The organism is Neoalteromonas arenosi (genome assembly GCF_030362855.1).
Lineage (GTDB): Bacteria > Pseudomonadota > Gammaproteobacteria > Enterobacterales > Alteromonadaceae > Alteromonas_E > Alteromonas_E arenosi.
Map to the genome: position 1 here is coordinate 75,962 of NZ_JAUCBP010000002.1, position 20,557 is coordinate 96,518.

Sequence of the window (20,557 nt, forward strand, 5' to 3'; positions counted from 1 at the left end):
TCAATCGTTAGGTTGCAAAAGGCTGGGATTTCCCGGCCTTTTTTGTGGCTGCCCGGCAATAACAACCTTCAGCTTCCATCAATATTGTCGCGCCAATATGGGCTGTATTATCAAGATGGCTTTCAACAATGCCTTGACCAGTAAAACAACCAGCACCTTCGGCGTAGGGGCCCAAATAGGTTAGCTCGCCATTGGCGTCAAAAACTGCGACAGCGGGGGTGGCGGGGATCGTATTTAACCAGCTTGAGCTTTCAGCGAGTGCAACATCTATGTTATTTTTTCCGAGCTCAGAGGATAAGTTTTTCACGGCTTGAATATGACGGCTAGCTACCGTTTCGCACATGCAGTTATCTTGACTGCTAAAGTGCACAACTGTATTGGCAATATCTTGGCCTAATTGCTGTGTAGCTAGCGCGCCAAATTGACGCTCAAAATCGCGTGCCTGTACGGCATTGTATAAACGGCTATCATCAAAAGGCAGGTTTGATGACTGTGAGAACACCACTAACGCTGTGATGGACGCCCCTATCCACAAAACGAATAACACGTAAAACCAGCGCATAACACAACATCCTGTTGATTAGGTTTCAAATTTGGCTAATGCATTGTCGAGGTGCATCAAGCTCTCTTTTAAAGCCGCCAATTCCGCCACGTTTTGCTCTAACTGATTTAATTGGCTCGCACTTGAAGTGGTGAGTCGCTCAGCGGAATCAGTAATTTGCTCAGACATGCTGCGCTGCTCAATGGTGGCAGCCTCTACTGATTTCATATTGTCAGTTAAACGCGTGATCATCTGATTGATGTTTGCCATAGTCTCACTGGTGGTAGCAGTACTGCTAACTGACGATTCAACTTTTTCGGCACAACCAGAGATGCTGGTCATCGCGTGATTCGCACTGGTCACCAGATTTTCGGTGATCGCACTGATTTCGGCAGCATTTTCACCTGTTTTGGTCGCCAGTTGACGTACTTCGTCAGCGACAACAGCAAAGCCACGACCATGCTCGCCAGCCCGGGCTGACTCGATAGCTGCATTTAATGCGAGCAGATTAGTTTGCTCCGCGATGGCTTTGATTGATGACATAAAGGTGTCGATGTCATTACACATACGAGATAACTCGTTGATAGTTTGCACAGCCGTGTCCATTTCAACTTTCAAGTGGCGCGCCTCATCGAGATTCCTGTCTATTTGCTCTTTACTGTTGCTGGTTTCGACACTGGCATCAACGCTCAACCCAGACACTTCCTCGATATTTTCAGCCACAGATTGGTTGGTTAACTTAACTTGGTCGAGAGCGGTAGAGATACTTTCCACGTCTTTTTGATTCTCACGCGCACTGACTATTATTTTTGCAGAACTGTCGGAGACACTCACTGACATTTCGGTCGCATGTTTACCATCGCGCTTAACTGAGCTGACTAATGAACATAGCGAATCAAGCAGTAAATTAAAGTCAGCGATAGTCTCACCTTCAATATTACTGATGCTTTTATTCGCGACATTGATTTTGTCGTTATTAACGATTTGGTCGATAGTTGAGGAAATGGCATAAGCCGTTACTGCTTCGGTATGTGTATTCTTCGCGATAAACATCAGTGCAACACCTTCCGCAACAGCAAAAAAAGCGTGTAAAAACAGGATGCCCCAAAGCACATGGCCGTCTTCAAAAACAAATAGATTGGCCCCACCAAGTTGTGCAATGAAAAATGCGACATGGTGAATAGCCACCACGGCAACAGCGGACGCAATTATTTTCCAGTCTCGGTAAACGCTTAAAATAGCCAAAATCGTGAAGATTTCGAAGTGAATTTCAATCAAACCCATTGCTTGATGGATATGCAAGGCAGTTAGCAGCTGAGTAGCTATCGCTATGGCGTGGCGCGTCAGTGCTTGGTCAGGTGCAGTCCTTATCATCAATAACGGCGGTGCCGCAAATAGCGTCGCAATTAACAAACTACTGAGCAATTGCCCTTGGTATAAACCAATACCAATTGCTGCAATCCATTGCAAAATAATTACGCCGCTAAAAATGCGGTGTGCAAATGCATGCCATGGATACTGCATTGATAAGTCCTCAAAAACGCTAAGCAATTACACAAACTATAGGCGCTCTGTGGAATTGTGCCAAAGCCGATCACAGAAAGATCGTTACTTTATTGCAATTTATTTTATATCGATCTAAAGTGATATCAAAATGACATCAAAAGGAAATGTTATGATAGTCGAAAAGAAAGCGTGGTCGTTTAATGGTTATATCTCAGCGTTGGTTCTGATAGCAGTGACAATCGCCTCGTTTACATTAATAGGCAGTAACACGGTGCCAATTAACGGCTTGGAATTATTGAATATCTTTATATTTATTATTGTTTTGGCTTGTTGGGGTGGATTTTTTATGGTGCAACCCAATCAAGGTAAAGTCCTGACTTTATTCGGTAGTTACGTAGGCACAGAAAAGCGCGCTGGACTGCGTTGGACCATCCCATTGTTTATGCGCAAAGCTATCTCATTGCGGATCCGCAACTTTGAAAGTGCCAAGATCAAGGTTAATGACAACCAGGGGAATCCGATTGAAATTGCGACTATTGTGGTGTGGTCGGTAACCGATACAGCTGAAGCGGTGTTTGAAGTGGATGATTATGAAAGCTATGTAACAATCCAAAGTGAATCGGCATTGCGTATTTTAGCTAGCAGTTATCCATACGATCCCCGCGATGATGGTGAGGCTGAAATCGCGCTACGGAGCCATCCGGTAGAAATAGCCGATCGCCTCTCAGGCGAAATTCAAGAGCGTTTAGGTAAAGCCGGGATCACTGTGCACGAAGCGCGTATTAGCCACTTAGCGTATGCACAGGAGATCGCCAGTGCCATGCTGCAACGTCAACAAGCTGCTGCCATTATTGCGGCCAGAGGACGCATTGTTGAGGGGGCGGTGAGTATGGTCGAGATGGCGTTGCAGAAACTTAATGAACAGCAGATTGTTGAGTTAGATGAAGAGCGCAAGGCCGCGATGGTGAGTAATTTGTTGGTGGTGTTGTGTGGCGACAAAAACACGCAGCCGATAATCAATACAGGCTCATTATATTAATGGCTAAAAAAGCGTATCCACTACGAATAAATGCCAACGTATTGGCCGCAATGCAGCGCTGGGCTGATGATGACTTGCGGAGTTTGAATGCGCAGATTGAGTTTGTCCTACGTGATGCGTTGGTAAAAAATGGCCGGGTCAAGTTAGTGGAAAAAGTTGTTGTAGATATTGAACAACTTGAACCACCAGACCCGGCCGAAAGCCGCAAGTAAAGCTTGCGGCATACGGCTCTGCGTTTAATGTGTTTCCCGCAGACGCAGAGCGCGTAATCCTATGCCGGCGAGCAGTAGTAAAATAACACCAGACAAACTACCACCATGTTCTTCAATGATGACTACTCGTTCTTCAATCACTTCATAGTTTTCGCTTTCTAGCGGTATAAAAGCCAAGTCTGCGTCGTCGTAGCCATCGGTCAGCGCGACTAATTCATCGGTGTCGGCATCGTAAAGCTCGATCAGTACTTCGTAATCATTGGGTGGATAGCCACTAATCAGCTCGCTTTCAACAACAAAGCTATCGAGGCTAGACTGGGCATCAATGGCGAAAACTGAAGTGACATGCAGCGATTCAAATACATCGCCAATACCGAGATATATCACTGCATACACATACGCACGGGTGTATACGGTATCAGCATCAAACTCAACGTTAAGTTGGGTATAGTAGCCGTCGTAATCAAAGTCGTCGCTGACGCTAGTCCAACTGTCATAGATCCAAAAATCCGTTCCTAGCGCGGTATTAAATGAATCGCGATCTTTACTGATTGAACCGCGCGCTTGTAACTCCGCATTTTTTTGTTGCCAGTCGGTAACCTGTTCAACAGCAGCAGTGGTAAGCGCATCCTTTTCCACTAAAGGTTGGCGAGGCGGCGAAACAAAAGCTTGCTCGTATTGAAATTCATTAATATTTGCTAGCTTAGTTGACGCTTCACTTGACGGATCAGCCACGCTAGCGCTTGAAGCAGTTAAAAGAGCAATGCTGCTTAGTGTTGTGAGTAACTTGTTCATTGGCGGCTCCTGATCCCTATCACTTTTGCCTTAAAGTTGGGAACAGTTTGCCTTGCTAAAACTGAACGAAAACTGAAAGCTATCTGAATTTCAGTGAGTTAAATGGCAGCGTTTTGCAATAGCATAAGGCACACTGAGTCAATCATTTTTATGCCTCAAAAATCGATTCAATTCTTGCGAGTCGTTAGGGGCCAAGGAAATTGTGAGTGTTTAAAAAAACGCTTCAGGCTCGATGCATGTGAGCCTAGCGTTACCAGAGGCATGCGCGTTAGCAATTATTTATTAAGCACTAGATGGAATCGCGCATGTGAACTTTCGCTATGTATGACAATACTGTTAAGTTATCGTTCTAGTAGTTAGACGTTATATTTCGGCCGATAATATGAAATTTGTACAATCATTTTCACAAGCGGTATTTGACCGTTTTTACAAAAGTATTGGAGATGCTCTTTTCTATTTTGGCATTGCTCTAGTTTTTTCTTACTTATACCAAAGTGAGAGTAGCTTGCGCATCCCTCTGTTCATTATTCTGTTATTTCCAATTCTTGTGACTCAAACGCTCGCTCCAAGGTGGCATTGGTATGACTGAAAGAACAAAGAGGGGCGGTATGCGGAGATATAGGTCTTTTTTAGGCCTATTGTTTGTGTTTACTCAATTTGTGAATGCCTCGGATAGTTGTGATTCTTTGCATCAAACCCAGTGGGTGTTAGGTAGCTGGGTTTCAAAATCGAACGAGCGCACCTATGAGGAAAGTTGGCAAAAGGTAAGTGATAAGACTTTCGAGGGTTTTAGTAAAATCACCTTAGTTAATGGCAAAAATGGAGGGAGTGAGTCACTCCGGTTGGTTGCTATGGGCACCGAAGTTTTTTTCATTGCTAAAGTTAGTCACAACGAATTACCAATCGCTTTTAAACTGATTTTTTGTTCGGCACAACAATTACACTTTCAAAATACCAATCACGATTTTCCTCAGTCACTTAAGTATCATCGCACTGGCGATAATACTCTTTCGGTTTTGGTTGAAGGTGACGCTGAGCAAGGGGTTAAGCTGGATTTTGTCCGTAGTGAGGGCGACAGTTAGCTAGCTTTTTGGTGAAGGTTGCTATTCCACATGAGGCTTAGTGCATGTAAAGTGGGGCAGTAGGCCTGGCTGATTCAGCAGGAACGCAGATTTTCGAACCCTTGCGCTTGTGCGCTCGGGTAGGTTTTACAACCGCTACTTTAGTCATGCCCCTAGTATCTGCTCATACAGGGAGTCAGTTTTAGAGCAAAGGAATAATTATGAAATTAAAGTCATTGTTTGGTTTAGTGTTTTTCGCACTATCGCTACCGGCACTTGCTGGCAACTACATTTTAAAGATCGATGGTAAACTCTACGAGATAGGACTGGGTGAACAAACGGAAGTCAGAATTGGTGACAAAGTTGTGAGTGTTTCGCTCGATCAAAAAGCAGTGTTGACCTACAGCTCACAGTATTTTTCGTTTGACCATCCCAGAGAGTTTGTTCCTGCAAAGAGTGATTTGGGCTCAGGCTTATATCAGACTGCAACTATGACCCCACTGGGTTCCGTTGTTCTAGTGCAGGAATATACAACGATGAGTCCGGTAAGTTTACTTGATCTGATGATCAATGAAATTACAAAAGTAGAGCGACAGTATGGTTATAACATAACCGAGGAGCCCAAGGCGATCACCCTCAAAGACGGCAAAGTGGTGAAGGGTAAAATGGTGTACTCCAAATATAACGATACTGATATCGAACGTTTTATTGGTGTCTATGGCAATCGTGACTCTGGCGTGTTGATAATGACACAAATCGACTTCGGCATAGACAGTGGCTCTCAACCATTCATTCAAGGTGTTCTGGATTCTCTAGTGTTGAAACTGTAGTTGGAATCACAGTAAGGTATTGTCGTCAGCAGAACGTGTATTTCTGCTGATGTTACGTACATGCTATTTTTTTGCACAATAGCGCAGCGTGACCTATGTTTGATGCCTAACCTCACATTGCTATAAGGATTTTCTATGCGGACAATTATTGCCGTTGTGGCCCTATGCATAGGTTCAATCATATTAGGGCACGGTGCTGCACAAGCGCAATTTCCTCAGCAAGTTCAGCAACCTCAATATGTTGGAATACCGTCAACACAGATGAACTATTTTGCTGCTGCGCAAAACAACTCGCAGTGGTGTTGGGCTGCAGCTATTCAGATGGTACTGAATTATTACGGCGTAAGTATTTCTCAAGAACAAATCGTGGCGCGAACATACGGTGTTGACCCATACGGTAATTTGCCAAACTGGGCTGGAAGCTTCCAAGCCATAACTGCCAATTTGAATAATTGGAATGTGGACAACCTCGGGAATCAGTACCAAGTAATGGCGTCGTTAAACTGGGGTGCTCCAACCCCTGCGGTACTATTACAGGAACTCAGCCAAGGACGACCAGTTATCGTCGGATACAGCACTGGACCTAACACCGGGCACGCGGTTGTTATTACTGCTGCCAGCTATACGATGTCGCCCAGTGGCCCCATCATTCAATCTGTAGTGGTTCGTGATCCTTGGCCATCAGCGCAAAATATCCAAACATCTGGTCGGGTTGAGTATCCAGGGGCGCAACTAGCTTCAGTTATGCAGGCGTACTGGTACGTGCGAGTTCAATAGGTATTTCTTTACTACATAGCCCCATGGTACGGCCAAAATCGGCAGTAAAACTAAGCCAAAAGCAAAAACAGTTGCTTCACTGCCAGAACCTTCTAATTGGCCACTACTAGCGAGTGGCCAAGCAAAAATCACCAACCACAGCACTTTGTAAAAGATCTCTAGCAGTAGCAACGGGATCATCTCAACCGGTCTAAAAACACCCAAGGCCGCCAGGCCAGAAAATGCGGCCCATACACTCCATGCAATAGCCTCCATCTCTTGCCATGGACCTTCATGCGTCAGAATATGGCTCCACACATCTTTGCCCAGCACAAAAAACATCAATAAATAGATCGCGCGCATGAAATAAATATTGAACGGTCGAATACCATCGTATTTCTCTTGAGGGATAAATAGTCTTGCTAGCATGATGCACTCTCGGCTGTCGAGTTGAGTCACCATGCTATCTGGAATAGGCAGTCAGACGCTATTAGTAAAGTGTTTCACTGTCGTCAGATTTGTAACAAATAGCGACTTTGGTCGGTTGAGGATGCCAATGAACTTAGTGATATTGCTCAATGGCACAGAGCGATGACTAAATCACCTCACTTTTTTGGATAGCTTAATTGATGGCTTTTCTACCCATATATGCATCAAATGAGAAGCAATTACGCTTACAACAACGCCAACCATTAAGACAAATAACATGTTCAGCAGCGATTCCACTGGCACATAAATTTTTGAGAACGACATGACCTTCCAGCCTAAGTCCGCGTGAAGCACATATAACGGGTAGGAAATTGAGCCAAGATACAGCATCCAGCTATTGGTGAGAAACCTTGCCTTAAATTGATACTGTCGCATCAACACAATAAATGCAGCGGTTAGCATTGCGGCGATTGTGTATGGTTTAGCATGCAAGAAAAGCATAAAACCGAGTAGGCAAATTGCCCAGGCAAAGAATGCCATTCTAAATGCACCCCCTTGGCGAAAGAATCGTTCACACAAGTACCCCAAAAAGAAATAATGCCATTGTGAGAAGAACAAGCCGGTATACAATTCCTTTAGGACCCGTAAATCGACCAAAATTGAATACACAGCAAGGGGTAAGCCGATAGCAAAGCAAAATACGATATCTGCTTTGTCTTTAAATAAGGCCTTACAAGTTAGCAGGCTAAGTATAAAAAAGAGGTAGAATTGTACTTCTAAACACAAAGTCCAATAAACCATAGAGATTTGGTTTTCTAAGTCCAGAATGTTTTGTAAGTAAAACATGTGAATAAGGACTTCGCTGGTGGAGTACATTTCGAGTGTTTCGTTGGTCACTTTGGACTCAACCACTAATAGAAAAATAGCAATAGCTATCGACAGCCAATAGACAATGTCTAAGCGGATGCTGCGTCTTAAAATAAACTTTCCGACATATTTTGAACCCATTTCATTAAGGTTCACAGTAAGCGAAATAACGAAGCCACTGATCACAAAGAAAATGGGGACGCCCAGATACCCATAAGACAAAATATCACTAATGAAAGGGTAGTTGGCTGCTAAAAAAGGTGACAACGCAAGGTTAAAGTGGAATAACATTACCATTACGGCGGCTACTCCCCTCATTCCATGTATAAACTCTATCCTCATACGACGATTAACCCTACTGCTCGCGTGTCTATCAAGTTGCTGTAAAACTACACTAAGTTTATCAGATTTGAAACACTCAACGAGATAATGAACAATACACAATGCTAACGCATGTAGCGGTTCTGATGATTGGGCTCGTCTATTTTCAGTGGCTCGCCAGTTGAGTCCACTGCAACCCATAATACTTGATGGCACTAGCAATCATACCGAGCTGTTTTTCAGAGGCTAGACGCTGTTCAAATTCAGTAACTACGTTTGGACAAGTCTTGGCATATTCATGGGTAAAGGCGTTATGGACTTCCGGGCCTTGGATCACAATGGCAGGGCGTATTTCGTGCTCGATACTGCTCGCTTCGATGTATTCATTACCAACTAAGTACCCCGTCACGAAGTAATCTGTTTCGCGTTCGAGTAACATCCTAAAGTTTTTTGCTAAACCTTCAATGGCTTGCACTTGTGGCTGACTAAGCAGAAATGCATCGATTGCTTCAGTATGCGAGTCACCTGCGTTAATGCTACCTAGTTTGCCGGCTAAATCATCCATCTGATCGACGTCTAACAGCTCTGCAGCACGCACGTAAAAAGCGACCGGGTTGGCAGCAAATGATTCTTGGGTAAAGTGCAAATATTGTTGCCGTTCACTATTGTTTTTTAGTGCTGGTATAAAGTCGATATCGTTGCGTTTGGCACTGTTAAGGACTTCTTGCCAATTCCCAACGTATTTTACATATACGTTTAAACCCAGTCGTCTGAAAATGCCTTTGCTGATGTCAATCGAAGCGCCGGCCAAGGAATCGCCTTCGCGCCAGTGAAAGGGGGGATAATTGGGGTGCGCAGAAATAGTAATACTGCGGCATTGTTCATCTGCGAAGCTCGGCAAGGCAACGATAATAATTAGGATGAGCAAAAATAGTTTGTCCATAAATACCTACAGCGATTGGCGTAACAGCACCACTAAAAGTATAGCTACGCAATTGTCTTCATCAAGTAACCTAACCGATTAGACAGTATAAATAATTGAAGGCCATATTGCGGTTGTGCGCGTAGTCACTTAGAACGCAGAATAAATCATATCGCAATATAGCGAAGGTGCTTACAACAGGATTCTTGGACCATGAGATTGTGTATTTTTGTAACGTTAGTTGGCTTACTCACCGCGTGCTCTAAACCGTTTCACCACCCGGAAAAGCTCTGGTTTAATAGTTTACAGCAAGGGACCGCGTTAATACTGTCAGAACATGTTGATGGTGATTGGAACTCGGTGTGTATTTTTGCCCCTTATAGTGACAACGCTCAAGCGCGGCAAAAGCTGGGCTTTGAGTGGCCCTTGGAAGACTTAACTACCGTTTGGGTATTAGACAATGTCAGCTTATTAGTATTTGTTGATAACAATACTGTGATTGATTTTTTGGAGGTGAGGCGTGACCATGTGGACTTCGCACCCCTCGCGGGTGAGTGTTTGGTGCGCGAAAAATCAAAATTTTACTATGATAATGGCATTGCAGTGCAGACTAATCGTAACCACAACCGTCTATAAGTAAATTTATTGACTAATAATGTGCGGCTGCGAGGATTGGTGTTTATGCTGAGTTTCGTCGCTGTGCTCGCGATGTGGGCCCTACTAATGGTTCAATAATAGAGCCAAAGCTACTTAATCGTCTAACTCTTGCGGCGCAGCGTCGTCACCGATGTAATAAGTGCCCCAACCGTCATAGTGGACCTGATGCTTGTCGCTGATAGTGACCAATGTGTCGGTATCTTTGTCTAATACATCGCGAGTCAATGCTCGCTCTACAATGGCGTCAAAGCAAAAAATAGTGCCACCATCATCAAGCACCAACTCCTCGGCATCCGTTACTTCAAAACCCGCTTTAAACACATCAACAGCGGCTTTTTCTAAACGGTCAAAATCCGCTGAGGCAATATGGTGTTCAACCGTGTAGGTCGCATCCATTTGGCTACCGTCTTCACGCAACGCATCAATAGTTTCCTGATTAAACGCGTACCACTCTTGCTGTTCTTGTTGAATACTCATAACTTTTACTTAATTGCCCGTTTCACTCATAGTTTATCGCGTTGGATCACATTGCGCGACCTCCACATTGAGTTTTTCAATGTGTTGTTGCATTAAACCATGACAATGTTCAGCCCACTGCTTAGCGCTCTTACTCTTGTCAAGCGTTATAGGTGGCAAGATATCAATCACCACTTCACCATTATTCCACCGGTTGAGCTTGATGGTTTTATGCGTATCACTGGCACACACCATCACAATTTGTTCATCGGTATCTAATGCTAAGCGGAATGCACCAGTTTTAAAGGGAAGTAATCCACGACCGTAACTGCGTGTGCCTTCAGGGAAAAACCATACACTTAAGCGTCTTTCGCGGATTTTCTCTGCCGTTAGCGACAGTGTATCACGGGCTTTTCCCGAGTTTTTTCTGTCGATCATTATATTGCCAGTTAGCCAATAAAGCTGTCCAAATACAGGGATCCACTTCAGGCTCTTTTTGCCGATGGTAACAACGCCGGGCAATGCTGCTTTACAAATAGTCAACAAGTCATAACTGTTTTGGTGGTTGGCGATAAATACATAGGGTACGTCTTGCTTCACTTCTGGCGAGCAGCGCACAATGATTTTCACGCCAATAAACCGAGACATTGACGCATAGACTTGTCCCGCCATATGGACATTATTGCGGTGAAAAGGCCTGAATAGACAGACCAGAATAAGGAAAAAATTGATCATCAAAAAATAAAAGAAAATGATCACACAACGAATTACAGCTAACACATGTACGCTCAAAATGATTTTGCGACGCAGTATACGGATTTCGGCGCAGATCTAAAGCACAGATTTGACTTGTCTTACCTCCAGATTGCGCGTTTGTTTACAACCATATCAGTTGAAATTGCGTGGATATGCTAAAGTGTTAAATTAGGTTGGTCGATATTAAGACTTATTGATAAAGAAGAGAGGTTTGCCGCACCGATGCAAGTATTTACGCCTGAAGAGTTAGACGATGAAATCCTCGGCGATTTAATGGAGGAGATCCAGGAGTTATACGAAGCGAGTGAGCAAACCTTAATTGAACTGGAGCTGCGCCCCGAAGATAACGAGTTACAGCGTTCGCTATTTCGCTCGGTACATACAATTAAAGGCGACCTTGGCTTGGTCAGCTTTTCGCCGATGATCCCTATTTTACAACACGTAGAAGATTTGCTTGATTATTTGCGTAAAGGCCAGATTGCCTATACCAGTACTATGAGTGATTTAGTACTAATCACCATGGACAAGGTTAAAACCTTTGTTGAGCAGTGCATGAATCAGGGAAAAGCACCTTACGATGGTGATATGCACGATAGGCTAGTAGCAGCTATAGCTAAGATTCAACCTGATAATCAGGCAATGCATGAGAAGCTATTAGCAAACGCAGTGTTGATTTTGGACCCAAGCCTCGATCTCGGCGGTGACAATGATGACGGCGATAGCAGTGCAAAACCGTCTTCAGCTGCGGCAATGATCGGCAATACCGGTATACCCAAGGATCTTAGCTCTGAAAAGCAACAGGATATTCTGTTTTTCCGCGACTTGATGAAAGCGATTGAACGACGCTCTAAGTATTGGGAAGGTCGTGGTGACCGCATTGCTAAATTGGCAAGCTACGTTAACAAAGCCTCCGGTTACTTAGTCGATGCTGATCAATTGGCTGTCGCCTGCTATACCCATGACTTCGGCATGGCGTTTATGCCTCTAAAGTTGCTCAACAAAACCGATAAATACTCTGAGATTGAGTTTAACCTCATGCGCTCTCACGTGTACAAAAGCTCGCGTTTGTTAGAACACTTAGACGAGTGGGACGGAGCGCGTAAAATCGTCATGCAGCATCACGAAAGAGTAGACGGCTCTGGTTATCCATTAGGTATTAAAGAAAAAGATATGTGTGAGGGCGCAAAGCTCTTAGCCATTCTCGATGCTTACGACGCTATGACACATTCGCGCGCCCACAACGGTGAAGCGAAGTATTCTAAGAAGGACGCCGTAATCGCTATTAACCGTGAAGCTAAAGGCCAATACAGCGTAAAGTGGCTGCGTATATTTAATCAAGCAATGACAGCACTGCTCACTAAACAGTGAGCAGCTCCTATTACTCTTTCACTCGCTGAATATTCGCGCCTAGATTACCCAGTTTGGTTTCAATCGACTCATAACCGCGGTCTAAGTGATAGATACGATTTACGGTAGTTTCACCGTCGGCGACTAGCCCAGCGATAACTAAGCTGGCCGAAGCGCGTAAATCCGTTGCCATTACTGGCGCACCACGCAAATGCGACTTACCCTTAGACACAGCGCTATTGCCCTCCAGCGCGATATCTGCTCCCATTCGGTGCAGCTCTGGAACGTGCATGAATCGGTTTTCAAAAATAGTCTCGGTAACTACTCCTGTGCCTTCGGCAACACAGTTCAGCGTTACAAACTGGGCTTGCATATCGGTAGGAAAGCCCGGATGTGGTGCGGTTTTTAAGTCTACTGCACGAGGTAATTCACCCTTCATATCGAGCTCAATCCAATCATCACCTGTAGTGATTGTGGCACCCGCTTGTTGTAATTTATCAATAACAGCATCCAGTGTTTCTGGTGCGGCTTTCTCACAGCGGATTTTACCGGCAGTAACTGCGGCGGCGACCAAAAATGTGCCGGTTTCAATGCGGTCGGGTAATACTTGGTGATCACAACCGTGAAGCTCGGCGACACCTTGAATGCGAATATTGTCAGTACCTGCGCCTTCGATTTTTGCGCCCATGCTGTTTAAACATGCAGCCAAATCAACAATCTCCGGTTCACGTGCAGCGTTTTCAAGGATGGTTTCGCCGTCAGCCAGTGCTGCGGCCATCATTAAGTTTTCGGTCGCCCCTACACTGACGATATCCATAAAAATGCGCGCACCTTTAAGGCGGCCATTGACGTTGGCGCGAATGTAGCCTTCTTCGACTTCAATAGTCGCGCCCATTTTCTCAAGGCCAGTCAAATGCAAATTTACCGGACGTGCACCAATCGCACAACCGCCTGGCAGCGATACATTAGCCTTGCCGTGTTTGGCAAGTAGTGGACCGAGAACTAAGATGGATGCGCGCATGGTGCGCACCAGTTCATAGGATGCAGTGATCGAATTTAACGTGCTGGCGTTTAATAATACGGTGTTGTCATCCTCGCGTTCAACGGTTACCCCCATCTCAGCTAAGAGCGCCAAGCTGGTATTAATATCGCGTAAATTAGGGACATTGCTGAATCGACACTGTTGATCGGTGAGTAAGCAAGTGATCAACAAAGGAAGCGCTGCGTTCTTGGCACCTGAGATGGTGACAGAGCCCTGCAGTGCTGGGCTTTTCTTTATGACTAGTTTATCCATTATTGTTCTTTTCGTTAGCTTGGCATATTAAACATGCGCTCGCGTTGCCACTGAGCTTCTGTAAACGTCTTGATTGTGATCGCGTGTAAACTGCCATCAGCAATCTTTTCTTTTAGTGGCGCATATATAGCCTGTTGACGTTTTACTCGGCTCATCGCTTCAAAATCATCACTAACGGCAATAATTTTGTAATGGGTTCCTTCGCTTTGCACATGTACCTCAGAGAGGTTGAGTGTTTCTTTCAGCAAAAGTTCGATTTCTTCGTTGGTCATGTTCAGATCCCGAATACAAAAAAGCAGTTGAAGTTTAATTTCCAACTGCGATGCAGAATTTAAAAAGTAGATTTGGCGCTATTCTAACGGTAAAAGCACTGAAGCGTCGCTAATTTTCGCAATATTTAGCAAATCTTCGGGGACATTAGTAAATTTCACTGTCAAATTTGCGGTTTTACAGTCGCGAATAAGGTTAATCAGCCATGCCAACCCAGCACTATCGATCCGCTCAATATTGTGCAGGTCAAACAGAATAGGCCGCTGTTTATCGAGTTTATCAACCGCGCTTTTACCTTCAGTGGGCCACCAGTCTTTGCGAATGGTATACATGGTGAGTTCACCGCGAATAGCGACTAAATTATCGTCCTTGAAGGTTAACGAGTAATTCGACATGAGTACTTAAGACTCTTCCGCATTTAACTGGATAGGCTTGTTAATTGTATCGCGCATGGTGCTAATTACTTTCTCGATTCCGTCTTGGCGCAACATGGTTTCAAATTCACTGCGGGTGCTCGACAACATACTGATACCCTCTGCAATCATATCGTAAGCGCGCCAGTCACCCGAGCGGCCTTTGCGTACTTTAAACGCAATCTTGATCTCAGGACGGTCATCGTCTTGTATCACAGCGCGAACTGTTACCGTTTTCTCGCCGTCAGAATCACCTTGCGGTTCAAATACAACCGTTTGATCGTCGTAGTAACCCATAGCCACGGCGTAACGTGTGATCAGGTACTCGCGAAATACTTGAACATATTCACCTAACCGATCTTCGGGCACAGATTTAAAGTGTTTACCGAGCACCATAAACGCCGCAAACCGATAGTCGATATACGGGATTAACTCTTCTTCCATTACTAAGCGCAATTGTTCAGGGTTTGCTTTTATTTGTGCTTGCTCATTTTTGATCCGATCAAAGGTCCTATTTGCGACCTCTGTAACCATCAAATACGGGTCTTCAGATGATACCTCTGCCAATACTGATCCACAGAATAGGACGCTTGCTGTAATAAGACCCACAAACCACTTTTTCACTATACTTTCTCCACTAATGACGGCGCACTAATCGCTATCACGACTAAACAAAAACTGTCCAATTAAATCTTCTAACACCAACGCAGATTTGGTGTCCTCAATAAAGTCACCATCTTTGAGGTTCTCAATATCGCCAAATGAAAACCCCGGTTGTAAACCGACGTACTGCTCACCCAGTAATCCCGAGGTTAAAATTGCCACCGATGTCGTCTCTGGAAACGTACTGTACTGCGTACTAATTGACAAAACGACCACTGGTGTAAAATCGTCACTGTCGAGTTCAATCGATTCGACCCGGCCGACGGTTACACCGCCGACTTTCACGGCTGAACGCTCTTTTAAGCCGCCGATGTTGTCAAACTTTGCCTTCAAGGTGTAGGTGTCACCGTTGGCTTGCATTCCTTGATTGGCTACTTTTAGGCCTAACAGTAAGGTTGCGGCAATAGTTAGCAGCACAAAGATGCCGACCAAAATTTCTGTTTTACGTGTTGTCATTGTTTCTCCTACTCAATGCCAAACATTATAGCTGTTAGCACAAAGTCCAACCCTAATACTGCTAAAGAACTAAATACGACCGTTTCAGTCGTTGCTTTACTGATACCCTCAGATGTTGGTATCGCGTCATAACCTTTAAATATGGCGATCCATGTTACAACGGTAGCAAATACAACACTTTTAATAATGCCGTTCACCACGTCTTCATTCCAATCCACCGTCGCCTGCATGATTGACCAATAGCTACCAGCGTCTACGCCAAGCCAATCAACGCCGACAAAATGCCCACCTAGGATACCAACCGCACTGAATATTAGTGCCAGCATTGGCATTGAAATCATCCCAGCCCAGAAGCGTGGTGCAACCACTCGGCGCAATGGATCAACAGCCATCATTTCCAAACTGCTCAGCTGTTCGGTCGCTTTCATCAAACCGATTTCCGCAGTCAGTGCTGAACCCGCACGACCAGCAAATAACAAAGCGGTAACCACTGGGCCTAATTCGCGTAGCAGCGATAGCGCTACCATAGGGCCTAAACTCCCTTCAGCACCATAGTCAACCAAAATGGTATAACCTTGCAGCGCCATAACCATGCCGATAAACAAGCCTGACACAATAATGATTAACAAAGACTGAACACCCACTACGTAAATTTGTTGGATGGTCAGACGGATATTTTTCAGTTGCGGCAATGCAAATATTGCCCCAAACAACATTAAACCAGCACGCCCTGTGGCTGCGATTTTTGAAATTGTGCGTGCACCAATCTGGGCAACCCAGTCGATCATGATGACGCTCCTAATAATTGCTCTGATAAATCGGGTGCGCTGAAATGGAATGGCACTGGTCCGTCGGCTTTACCCTGCAAGAATTGCTGAACTAGATCCGACTCGCTTTGTTGGATTTGTTCAGGAGTGCCTTCACCGATAATTTTTTGCTCGGCTAGGATATACACATAATCTGCAATAGTGAGCACTTCCGTAACATCGTGGGTCACCACGATACTGGTGACACCGAGCGAATCATTTAGGGCGCGAATAAGCTTAACTAGCACGCCCATTGAAATAGGGTCTTGTCCGGCAAAAGGCTCATCAAACATGATAAGTTTGGGGTCTAACGCAATTGCCCGGGCTAATGCTGCCCGTCGCGCCATACCGCCCGATAGTTCACTGGGCATCAAGTTTGCTGCACCACGCAAACCCACGGCTTGGAGTTTCAGCGCAACCAAGCTTTTTATGACTGACTCAGACAAGTGGGTGTGTTCGCGCAATGGGAAAGCCACATTGTCGAACACAGATATGTCAGTAAACAATGCGCCGCTTTGAAACAGCATGCTCATATCACGGCGCAATTCGAATAATTGATTGCGAGAGATGGCGTGAACGTTTTTACCATTGAACTCAACCGTGCCAGAATCTGGTGTAAGTTGACCGCCAATCAGCTTTAACAACGTTGTTTTGCCAATTCCACTAGGTCCCATAACCGCAGTGATTTTACCGCGCGGCACGTTCAACGAAATATCGTTGTAAATCGTTCTAGAGCCACGCTTAAATGTCATGTTTTTGATGGTTACAAGATTATCCATGAGAGCCTTATCACTAGCTATCCTATTGCACTTTACGGCATCATAATTGATACCAGTGCGCTTATGTTGCGACATTTTAACGGTTTTCAAGCCTCATCGGCAAAGATAAAAAGTAACAACTTATATCCGAAAAAAACGAACAATTGAGTAAATTCCGTTGTGTCGTCCTGATTTACTTATTCATTTCAACGTAACAGACCGCGAAAATGCGCAAAAGATTCCATTAAAAAACTTTCATAATACAAATACTAAGCTGAATCTTAGCTTTGCACTCTCGTAATTTTCTGCGATCATTGAGGGTAGAACTCGCAAATTTTATATTGCTTAAATTTATGTTTATACATGTAGCGATATTCGTGCTGGGCGTTATCGTACTGAGCTGGTCGGCGGATCGCTTTGTGTACGGGGCTTCAGCTATCGCAAAAAACAGTGGTGTGTCGCCGCTGTTGATTGGGCTTACAATCGTTGCCATGGGCTCTTCTGCGCCAGAAATTGTGGTCGCCGCTATTGCATCTTTCGCTGGAAACCCCGATACCGCGGTGGGCAATGCAATAGGTTCAAATATTACCAATATTGGCCTAGTGTTGGGTATCACAGCGCTGATGCGGCCGGTAATTGTGCGCTCGCTGACGGTTAAGCGGGAAATGCCTATTCTTTTGTTAATTTGTCTTCTCGCCGCATGGTTTATCTCCGATCAGGTGATAAGTTTCGTCGAAGGTGTGGTGTTGATTATCGGTTTTGGTTTGATCTTATTTGGCATGGGGTATTTAGCCTTGACCACGCGCAAGGACGATCCTATGCAGCGAGAAACAGAGGACGAAATACCTAAAAATGTGTCAGATTTAAGTGCTTGGTTATGGATTGTCACGGGGTTAGTTCTACTTCCCGCAAGTGCCCATTTCATCATTGAGTCCGCCACTCATATCGCCATTTACCTTGGCGTGAGCCAATTAGTCATCGGTTTAACCGTAATCGCTTTGGGCACTAGCCTACCTGAGTTGGCGGCAAGCATCGCTGGAGTGCTAAAGGGTGAACATGATTTGGCCATGGGCAACATAGTCGGTTCCAATATATTTAATTTACTCGCCGTGTTGGCAATGCCTGGTCTGATTGCGCCGGGCGTTATTGATCAAGAAGCGGCAACACGCGACATATACGTTATGCTTGGTTTTACCATTTTACTGTTAGTATATAGTTTCGATGTTCTTGGAAGGAGGCGGATCAATCGCCTGGAAGCCTTTAGTTTGTTAATCGCCTTTGGCGTTTATCAATGGTTCTTGTTTGGATAATGAATGACAGATTTTATTGAATCAGGCAAACGCGTAGTTGCGATTGAACAGCGTGAGCTAACTGCGCTATCTGACCGAATTAATTCGGCTTTCGCGCAAGCGTGTGAGCTGTGTTTGGCGTGTACGGGAAAAGTTGTGGTCAGTGGTATGGGTAAATCAGGCCATATTGGCCACAAAATTGCGGCCACGTTAGCGAGTACCGGGACGCCGGCATTTTTTATGCATCCTGGTGAAGCCAATCACGGTGACCTTGGCATGTTGGCAGCGGGAGATGTATTGTTGGCTATATCCAACTCGGGGGAGTCCGGCGAATTGTTGAGTATCCTTCCGGTGATCAAACGACTTAAGATCCCAGTCATTGCGATGACCAATAACGCGCATAGTTCGCTGGCAAAGAGCGCCGATGTTGTTTTAGATATTAGCGTCGAGGAGGAGGCCTGCTCATTGGGTTTAGCACCAACCACCAGTACGACTGTCACGCTCGTTATGGGGGATGCATTAGCTGTCGCTTTACTGGATGCCAAAGGGTTTACGTCAGATGATTTTGCTTTATCTCACCCCGGTGGCAGCCTAGGACGTAAGCTACTGCTTAACGTCGATGATGTAATGCTAAAAGGCCCTCAATTGCCATTGGTTACGCCTAAACAAACTATTTCAGAAGCGTTACTCGAGATTTCTCGCAAAGGCTTGGGTATGACCGGTGTTCACGATAATAACGGCACTTTACTGGGGATATTCACCGATGGGGATCTCAGACGCTTACTCGATGCGCGCATTGATATTCACTCTACCAATGTGGGTCAGGTGATGACCAAGGGCAGTGTTACCGTCCAATCACATACGCTCGCGGTTAATGCACTGAACCTTATGGAGCAGCACAAAATTAATGCAATGTTTGTTATTGATGACAACGGCCAACCTGTGGGTGCATTTAATATGCACATGTTATTAATGGCGGGAGTGATTTAATGGCAAGCATACAAACCATTTACGGCGAGCTTGATGAGGCCATTTTTGCCAGTTTAAAGCAAATTAAACTGCTAGTTTGCGATATTGATGGCGTTTTCTCCGATGGCCGTATTTATTTGGGCAATAATGGCGAAGAACTCAAAGCCTTTCACACTCGCGATGGGTTTGGTTTTAAAGCGGTGAAGAAAGTCGGTATTAAAACGGCGGTGATCACCGGGCGTCAGTCAGCGATTGTGACTAAACGTATGGGGTCACTGCAAACCGACTTTATCATTCAAGGACGAGAAGATAAGAAAACGGCATTGCAGGCATTGTTGGTAGAACAACAAATTGAACCTGAAGAAGTACTCGCCATGGGTGACGATGTGCCCGACCTTGGCATGTTTGCGTTGGCAGGCGTTAAAGTTGCTGTCGCCGATGCTCATCCTTCGGTTGTCCAGAAGTCTAACTGGCAAACTACGGTGCGCGGCGGATTTGGTGCGGTTCGAGAAGTCTGTGATATGCTATTGCAAGCTAATAACCGTCTTGACGATTACACCGGCTCCAGTACATGAACCGTCTAACCTACAGCATTTCAGCATTATTTATTTTGGCATTAGCCACTTACATCCCAACATGGTTGAAAGAAGAGGAAATGCCCCAAATCACTAATGATGATGATGTATTTCGGCCGACTTATCAGGCGAAGAATTTGCGCAGTGCATTGTATGATGAAAACGGCAAACTGAGTCATAGAATTTTTGCTAGTCAAATGGAGCATTTTGAGCAATTAGGTTTTGTGTACTTTAAGCAACCGCAATACACTATTTACCTAGATGAGAGCGAAACGCCTTGGCAGGTTACTGCTGAAGAGGGCACTTTGTATGATGACAATCGCATTCAATTGGAACGAAATGTTGTCATCACGAGTCTCAGTGATGGTGAGTTTGTAAAATCTATCACCACAGAATTCTTGCAAATGAACCTGGATTCGAAGGTAATGACCTCCGATCAAGCGGTCATTATTGAAGGGCAAGATTACACAATAGAGAGCAATGGTTTGGATGCTAATTTGGAAACCAAGCTCTACGAACTAAAGCAGCATGTACAAACAGTATATTCACCGACGGAAAAATCTTCGTAA

26 protein-coding genes are annotated in these 20,557 nt (G+C 44.8%); 11 read left to right on the forward strand and 15 right to left on the reverse strand.

Annotated features, from left to right (window positions below; translation table 11 throughout):
- Positions 1–7 precede the first annotated feature (7 nt).
- Together QTP81_RS02270 and QTP81_RS02275 are read right to left on the reverse strand one after the other, a co-directional pair.
- On the reverse strand, positions 8–562 hold the full coding sequence (locus tag QTP81_RS02270) for a DUF6436 domain-containing protein (protein ID WP_289363445.1): 555 nt from the start codon (positions 560–562) through the stop codon (positions 8–10).
- Between the two features lie 18 nt (positions 563–580).
- A complete protein-coding gene (locus QTP81_RS02275; protein ID WP_289363446.1) occupies positions 581–2,065 on the reverse strand; it encodes a methyl-accepting chemotaxis protein in 1,485 nt (494 codons plus the stop codon).
- A gap of 154 nt (positions 2,066–2,219) precedes the next feature.
- Here QTP81_RS02275 and QTP81_RS02280 point away from each other — a divergent pair, with 154 nt between their 5' ends.
- Together QTP81_RS02280 and QTP81_RS02285 are read left to right on the forward strand one after the other, a co-directional pair.
- The gene (locus tag QTP81_RS02280) at positions 2,220–3,086 is read left to right on the forward strand and encodes an SPFH domain-containing protein (protein ID WP_353059714.1); all 867 of its coding nucleotides are present in this window, start codon (positions 2,220–2,222) and stop codon (positions 3,084–3,086) included.
- Positions 3,086–3,298 (forward strand): type II toxin-antitoxin system antitoxin, encoded by a 213-nt coding sequence (locus QTP81_RS02285; RefSeq protein WP_289363448.1) that lies wholly within the window; start codon positions 3,086–3,088, stop codon positions 3,296–3,298. Before QTP81_RS02280 ends, QTP81_RS02285 begins: the two co-directional genes overlap by 1 nt.
- A 24-nt stretch (positions 3,299–3,322) precedes the next feature.
- Here QTP81_RS02285 and QTP81_RS02290 read toward each other — a convergent pair whose 3' ends face one another.
- Positions 3,323–4,093: a choice-of-anchor H family protein gene (locus tag QTP81_RS02290; RefSeq protein WP_289363449.1), complete on the reverse strand. Its 771-nt coding sequence runs from the start codon at positions 4,091–4,093 to the stop codon at positions 3,323–3,325.
- A 644-nt stretch (positions 4,094–4,737) separates the two neighbouring features.
- On the opposite strand from QTP81_RS02290, the gene QTP81_RS02295 reads away from it, so the two are divergent.
- The 3 genes from QTP81_RS02295 (at position 4,738) to QTP81_RS02305 (ending at position 6,761) form a co-directional block, all read left to right on the forward strand.
- Positions 4,738–5,175 (forward strand): DUF6265 family protein, encoded by a 438-nt coding sequence (locus QTP81_RS02295; RefSeq protein WP_289363450.1) that lies wholly within the window; start codon positions 4,738–4,740, stop codon positions 5,173–5,175.
- A gap of 200 nt (positions 5,176–5,375) precedes the next feature.
- Entirely contained in the window at positions 5,376–5,984 is a 609-nt protein-coding gene (locus QTP81_RS02300; RefSeq protein ID WP_289363451.1) for a hypothetical protein, read from the forward strand.
- A gap of 135 nt (positions 5,985–6,119) precedes the next feature.
- The gene (locus QTP81_RS02305) at positions 6,120–6,761 is read left to right on the forward strand and encodes a C39 family peptidase (RefSeq protein ID WP_289363452.1); all 642 of its coding nucleotides are present in this window, start codon (positions 6,120–6,122) and stop codon (positions 6,759–6,761) included.
- Here the strand turns inward: QTP81_RS02305 and QTP81_RS02310 are convergent.
- The 3 genes from QTP81_RS02310 to QTP81_RS02320 all read right to left on the reverse strand — a co-directional run bounded on the left by QTP81_RS02310 (position 6,723) and on the right by QTP81_RS02320 (position 9,300).
- On the reverse strand, positions 6,723–7,169 hold the full coding sequence (locus QTP81_RS02310) for a hypothetical protein (RefSeq protein WP_289363453.1): 447 nt from the start codon (positions 7,167–7,169) through the stop codon (positions 6,723–6,725). The two genes, QTP81_RS02305 and QTP81_RS02310, sit on opposite strands and share 39 nt — an antisense overlap.
- A gap of 171 nt (positions 7,170–7,340) precedes the next feature.
- Positions 7,341–8,558, reverse strand: a complete 1,218-nt coding sequence (locus QTP81_RS02315; RefSeq protein ID WP_353059715.1) for an acyltransferase family protein — start codon at positions 8,556–8,558, stop codon at positions 7,341–7,343.
- Positions 8,524–9,300, reverse strand: coding sequence for a substrate-binding periplasmic protein (locus QTP81_RS02320; protein WP_289363455.1), 777 nt, complete (start codon positions 9,298–9,300; stop codon positions 8,524–8,526). The genes QTP81_RS02315 and QTP81_RS02320 overlap by 35 nt, the downstream gene beginning before the upstream one ends.
- A 192-nt stretch (positions 9,301–9,492) precedes the next feature.
- Between QTP81_RS02320 and QTP81_RS02325 the strand changes: the two genes are divergently transcribed.
- Positions 9,493–9,915, forward strand: coding sequence for a hypothetical protein (locus QTP81_RS02325; RefSeq protein ID WP_289363456.1), 423 nt, complete (start codon positions 9,493–9,495; stop codon positions 9,913–9,915).
- A gap of 114 nt (positions 9,916–10,029) precedes the next feature.
- Here the strand turns inward: QTP81_RS02325 and rraB are convergent, their stop codons facing one another.
- Positions 10,030–10,413, reverse strand: coding sequence for a ribonuclease E inhibitor RraB (gene rraB, locus QTP81_RS02330; protein WP_289363457.1), 384 nt, complete (start codon positions 10,411–10,413; stop codon positions 10,030–10,032).
- A 33-nt stretch (positions 10,414–10,446) separates the two neighbouring features.
- A complete protein-coding gene (locus QTP81_RS02335) occupies positions 10,447–11,172 on the reverse strand; it encodes a 1-acylglycerol-3-phosphate O-acyltransferase (RefSeq protein ID WP_289363458.1) in 726 nt (241 codons plus the stop codon).
- Between the two features lie 198 nt (positions 11,173–11,370).
- Here QTP81_RS02335 and QTP81_RS02340 point away from each other — a divergent pair, with 198 nt between their 5' ends.
- Positions 11,371–12,516 carry an HD domain-containing phosphohydrolase gene (locus QTP81_RS02340; RefSeq protein WP_289363459.1) on the forward strand — a complete coding sequence of 382 codons (1,146 nt, stop codon included), beginning with the start codon at positions 11,371–11,373 and terminating at the stop codon, positions 12,514–12,516.
- Between the two features lie 10 nt (positions 12,517–12,526).
- Here QTP81_RS02340 and murA read toward each other — a convergent pair whose 3' ends face one another.
- The 7 genes from murA to QTP81_RS02375 all read right to left on the reverse strand — a co-directional run bounded on the left by murA (position 12,527) and on the right by QTP81_RS02375 (position 17,176).
- On the reverse strand, positions 12,527–13,789 hold the full coding sequence (gene murA / locus QTP81_RS02345) for a UDP-N-acetylglucosamine 1-carboxyvinyltransferase (protein WP_289363460.1): 1,263 nt from the start codon (positions 13,787–13,789) through the stop codon (positions 12,527–12,529).
- Between the two features lie 14 nt (positions 13,790–13,803).
- Positions 13,804–14,061, reverse strand: a complete 258-nt coding sequence (locus QTP81_RS02350; protein ID WP_289363461.1) for a BolA family protein — start codon at positions 14,059–14,061, stop codon at positions 13,804–13,806.
- Between the two features lie 78 nt (positions 14,062–14,139).
- The gene (locus tag QTP81_RS02355; RefSeq protein WP_289363462.1) at positions 14,140–14,454 is read right to left on the reverse strand and encodes an STAS domain-containing protein; all 315 of its coding nucleotides are present in this window, start codon (positions 14,452–14,454) and stop codon (positions 14,140–14,142) included.
- Positions 14,455–14,460: 6 nt separating this feature from the next.
- The gene (locus QTP81_RS02360; protein WP_289363463.1) at positions 14,461–15,096 is read right to left on the reverse strand and encodes an MlaC/ttg2D family ABC transporter substrate-binding protein; all 636 of its coding nucleotides are present in this window, start codon (positions 15,094–15,096) and stop codon (positions 14,461–14,463) included.
- A gap of 27 nt (positions 15,097–15,123) precedes the next feature.
- The gene (mlaD, locus tag QTP81_RS02365) at positions 15,124–15,591 is read right to left on the reverse strand and encodes an outer membrane lipid asymmetry maintenance protein MlaD (protein WP_289363464.1); all 468 of its coding nucleotides are present in this window, start codon (positions 15,589–15,591) and stop codon (positions 15,124–15,126) included.
- Positions 15,592–15,599: 8 nt separating this feature from the next.
- Positions 15,600–16,379 carry a lipid asymmetry maintenance ABC transporter permease subunit MlaE gene (gene mlaE, locus QTP81_RS02370; protein WP_434532962.1) on the reverse strand — a complete coding sequence of 260 codons (780 nt, stop codon included), beginning with the start codon at positions 16,377–16,379 and terminating at the stop codon, positions 15,600–15,602.
- On the reverse strand, positions 16,376–17,176 hold the full coding sequence (locus tag QTP81_RS02375; RefSeq protein WP_289363465.1) for an ATP-binding cassette domain-containing protein: 801 nt from the start codon (positions 17,174–17,176) through the stop codon (positions 16,376–16,378). Before QTP81_RS02375 ends, mlaE begins: the two co-directional genes overlap by 4 nt.
- Before the next feature lie 332 nt (positions 17,177–17,508).
- Here QTP81_RS02375 and QTP81_RS02380 point away from each other — a divergent pair, with 332 nt between their 5' ends.
- Genes QTP81_RS02380 through lptC form a run of 4 tightly spaced genes read left to right on the forward strand, consistent with a single transcriptional unit; the run spans position 17,509 to position 20,557 of the window.
- On the forward strand, positions 17,509–18,465 hold the full coding sequence (locus QTP81_RS02380; RefSeq protein ID WP_289363466.1) for a calcium/sodium antiporter: 957 nt from the start codon (positions 17,509–17,511) through the stop codon (positions 18,463–18,465).
- Positions 18,466–18,468: 3 nt separating this feature from the next.
- Positions 18,469–19,434: a KpsF/GutQ family sugar-phosphate isomerase gene (locus tag QTP81_RS02385; RefSeq protein ID WP_289363467.1), complete on the forward strand. Its 966-nt coding sequence runs from the start codon at positions 18,469–18,471 to the stop codon at positions 19,432–19,434.
- Positions 19,434–19,988 (forward strand): 3-deoxy-manno-octulosonate-8-phosphatase KdsC, encoded by a 555-nt coding sequence (kdsC, locus tag QTP81_RS02390; RefSeq protein WP_289363468.1) that lies wholly within the window; start codon positions 19,434–19,436, stop codon positions 19,986–19,988. Before QTP81_RS02385 ends, kdsC begins: the two co-directional genes overlap by 1 nt.
- Positions 19,985–20,557 (forward strand): LPS export ABC transporter periplasmic protein LptC, encoded by a 573-nt coding sequence (lptC, locus tag QTP81_RS02395; protein ID WP_289363469.1) that lies wholly within the window; start codon positions 19,985–19,987, stop codon positions 20,555–20,557. Before kdsC ends, lptC begins: the two co-directional genes overlap by 4 nt.

Bases quoted from the DNA above. Each gene is read 5' to 3' on its own strand.
- mlaD (WP_289363464.1), bottom strand. From the start codon at position 15,591: ATGACAACACGTAAAACAGAAATTTTGGTCGGCATCTTTGTGCTGCTA.
- QTP81_RS02325 (WP_289363456.1), top strand. From the start codon at position 9,493: ATGAGATTGTGTATTTTTGTAACGTTAGTTGGCTTACTCACCGCGTGC.
- kdsC (WP_289363468.1), top strand. From the start codon at position 19,434: ATGGCAAGCATACAAACCATTTACGGCGAGCTTGATGAGGCCATTTTT.
- rraB (WP_289363457.1), bottom strand. From the start codon at position 10,413: ATGAGTATTCAACAAGAACAGCAAGAGTGGTACGCGTTTAATCAGGAA.
- QTP81_RS02320 (WP_289363455.1), bottom strand. From the start codon at position 9,300: ATGGACAAACTATTTTTGCTCATCCTAATTATTATCGTTGCCTTGCCG.
- QTP81_RS02285 (WP_289363448.1), top strand. From the start codon at position 3,086: ATGGCTAAAAAAGCGTATCCACTACGAATAAATGCCAACGTATTGGCC.
- QTP81_RS02315 (WP_353059715.1), bottom strand. From the start codon at position 8,558: ATGGGTTGCAGTGGACTCAACTGGCGAGCCACTGAAAATAGACGAGCC.
- QTP81_RS02270 (WP_289363445.1), bottom strand. From the start codon at position 562: ATGCGCTGGTTTTACGTGTTATTCGTTTTGTGGATAGGGGCGTCCATC.
- QTP81_RS02375 (WP_289363465.1), bottom strand. From the start codon at position 17,176: ATGGATAATCTTGTAACCATCAAAAACATGACATTTAAGCGTGGCTCT.
- QTP81_RS02340 (WP_289363459.1), top strand. From the start codon at position 11,371: ATGCAAGTATTTACGCCTGAAGAGTTAGACGATGAAATCCTCGGCGAT.
- QTP81_RS02350 (WP_289363461.1), bottom strand. From the start codon at position 14,061: ATGACCAACGAAGAAATCGAACTTTTGCTGAAAGAAACACTCAACCTC.
- lptC (WP_289363469.1), top strand. From the start codon at position 19,985: ATGAACCGTCTAACCTACAGCATTTCAGCATTATTTATTTTGGCATTA.
- QTP81_RS02290 (WP_289363449.1), bottom strand. From the start codon at position 4,093: ATGAACAAGTTACTCACAACACTAAGCAGCATTGCTCTTTTAACTGCT.
- QTP81_RS02310 (WP_289363453.1), bottom strand. From the start codon at position 7,169: ATGCTAGCAAGACTATTTATCCCTCAAGAGAAATACGATGGTATTCGA.
- QTP81_RS02355 (WP_289363462.1), bottom strand. From the start codon at position 14,454: ATGTCGAATTACTCGTTAACCTTCAAGGACGATAATTTAGTCGCTATT.
- QTP81_RS02305 (WP_289363452.1), top strand. From the start codon at position 6,120: ATGCGGACAATTATTGCCGTTGTGGCCCTATGCATAGGTTCAATCATA.
- QTP81_RS02275 (WP_289363446.1), bottom strand. From the start codon at position 2,065: ATGCAGTATCCATGGCATGCATTTGCACACCGCATTTTTAGCGGCGTA.
- murA (WP_289363460.1), bottom strand. From the start codon at position 13,789: ATGGATAAACTAGTCATAAAGAAAAGCCCAGCACTGCAGGGCTCTGTC.
- QTP81_RS02380 (WP_289363466.1), top strand. From the start codon at position 17,509: ATGTTTATACATGTAGCGATATTCGTGCTGGGCGTTATCGTACTGAGC.
- QTP81_RS02385 (WP_289363467.1), top strand. From the start codon at position 18,469: ATGACAGATTTTATTGAATCAGGCAAACGCGTAGTTGCGATTGAACAG.
- QTP81_RS02300 (WP_289363451.1), top strand. From the start codon at position 5,376: ATGAAATTAAAGTCATTGTTTGGTTTAGTGTTTTTCGCACTATCGCTA.
- mlaE (WP_434532962.1), bottom strand. From the start codon at position 16,379: ATGATCGACTGGGTTGCCCAGATTGGTGCACGCACAATTTCAAAAATC.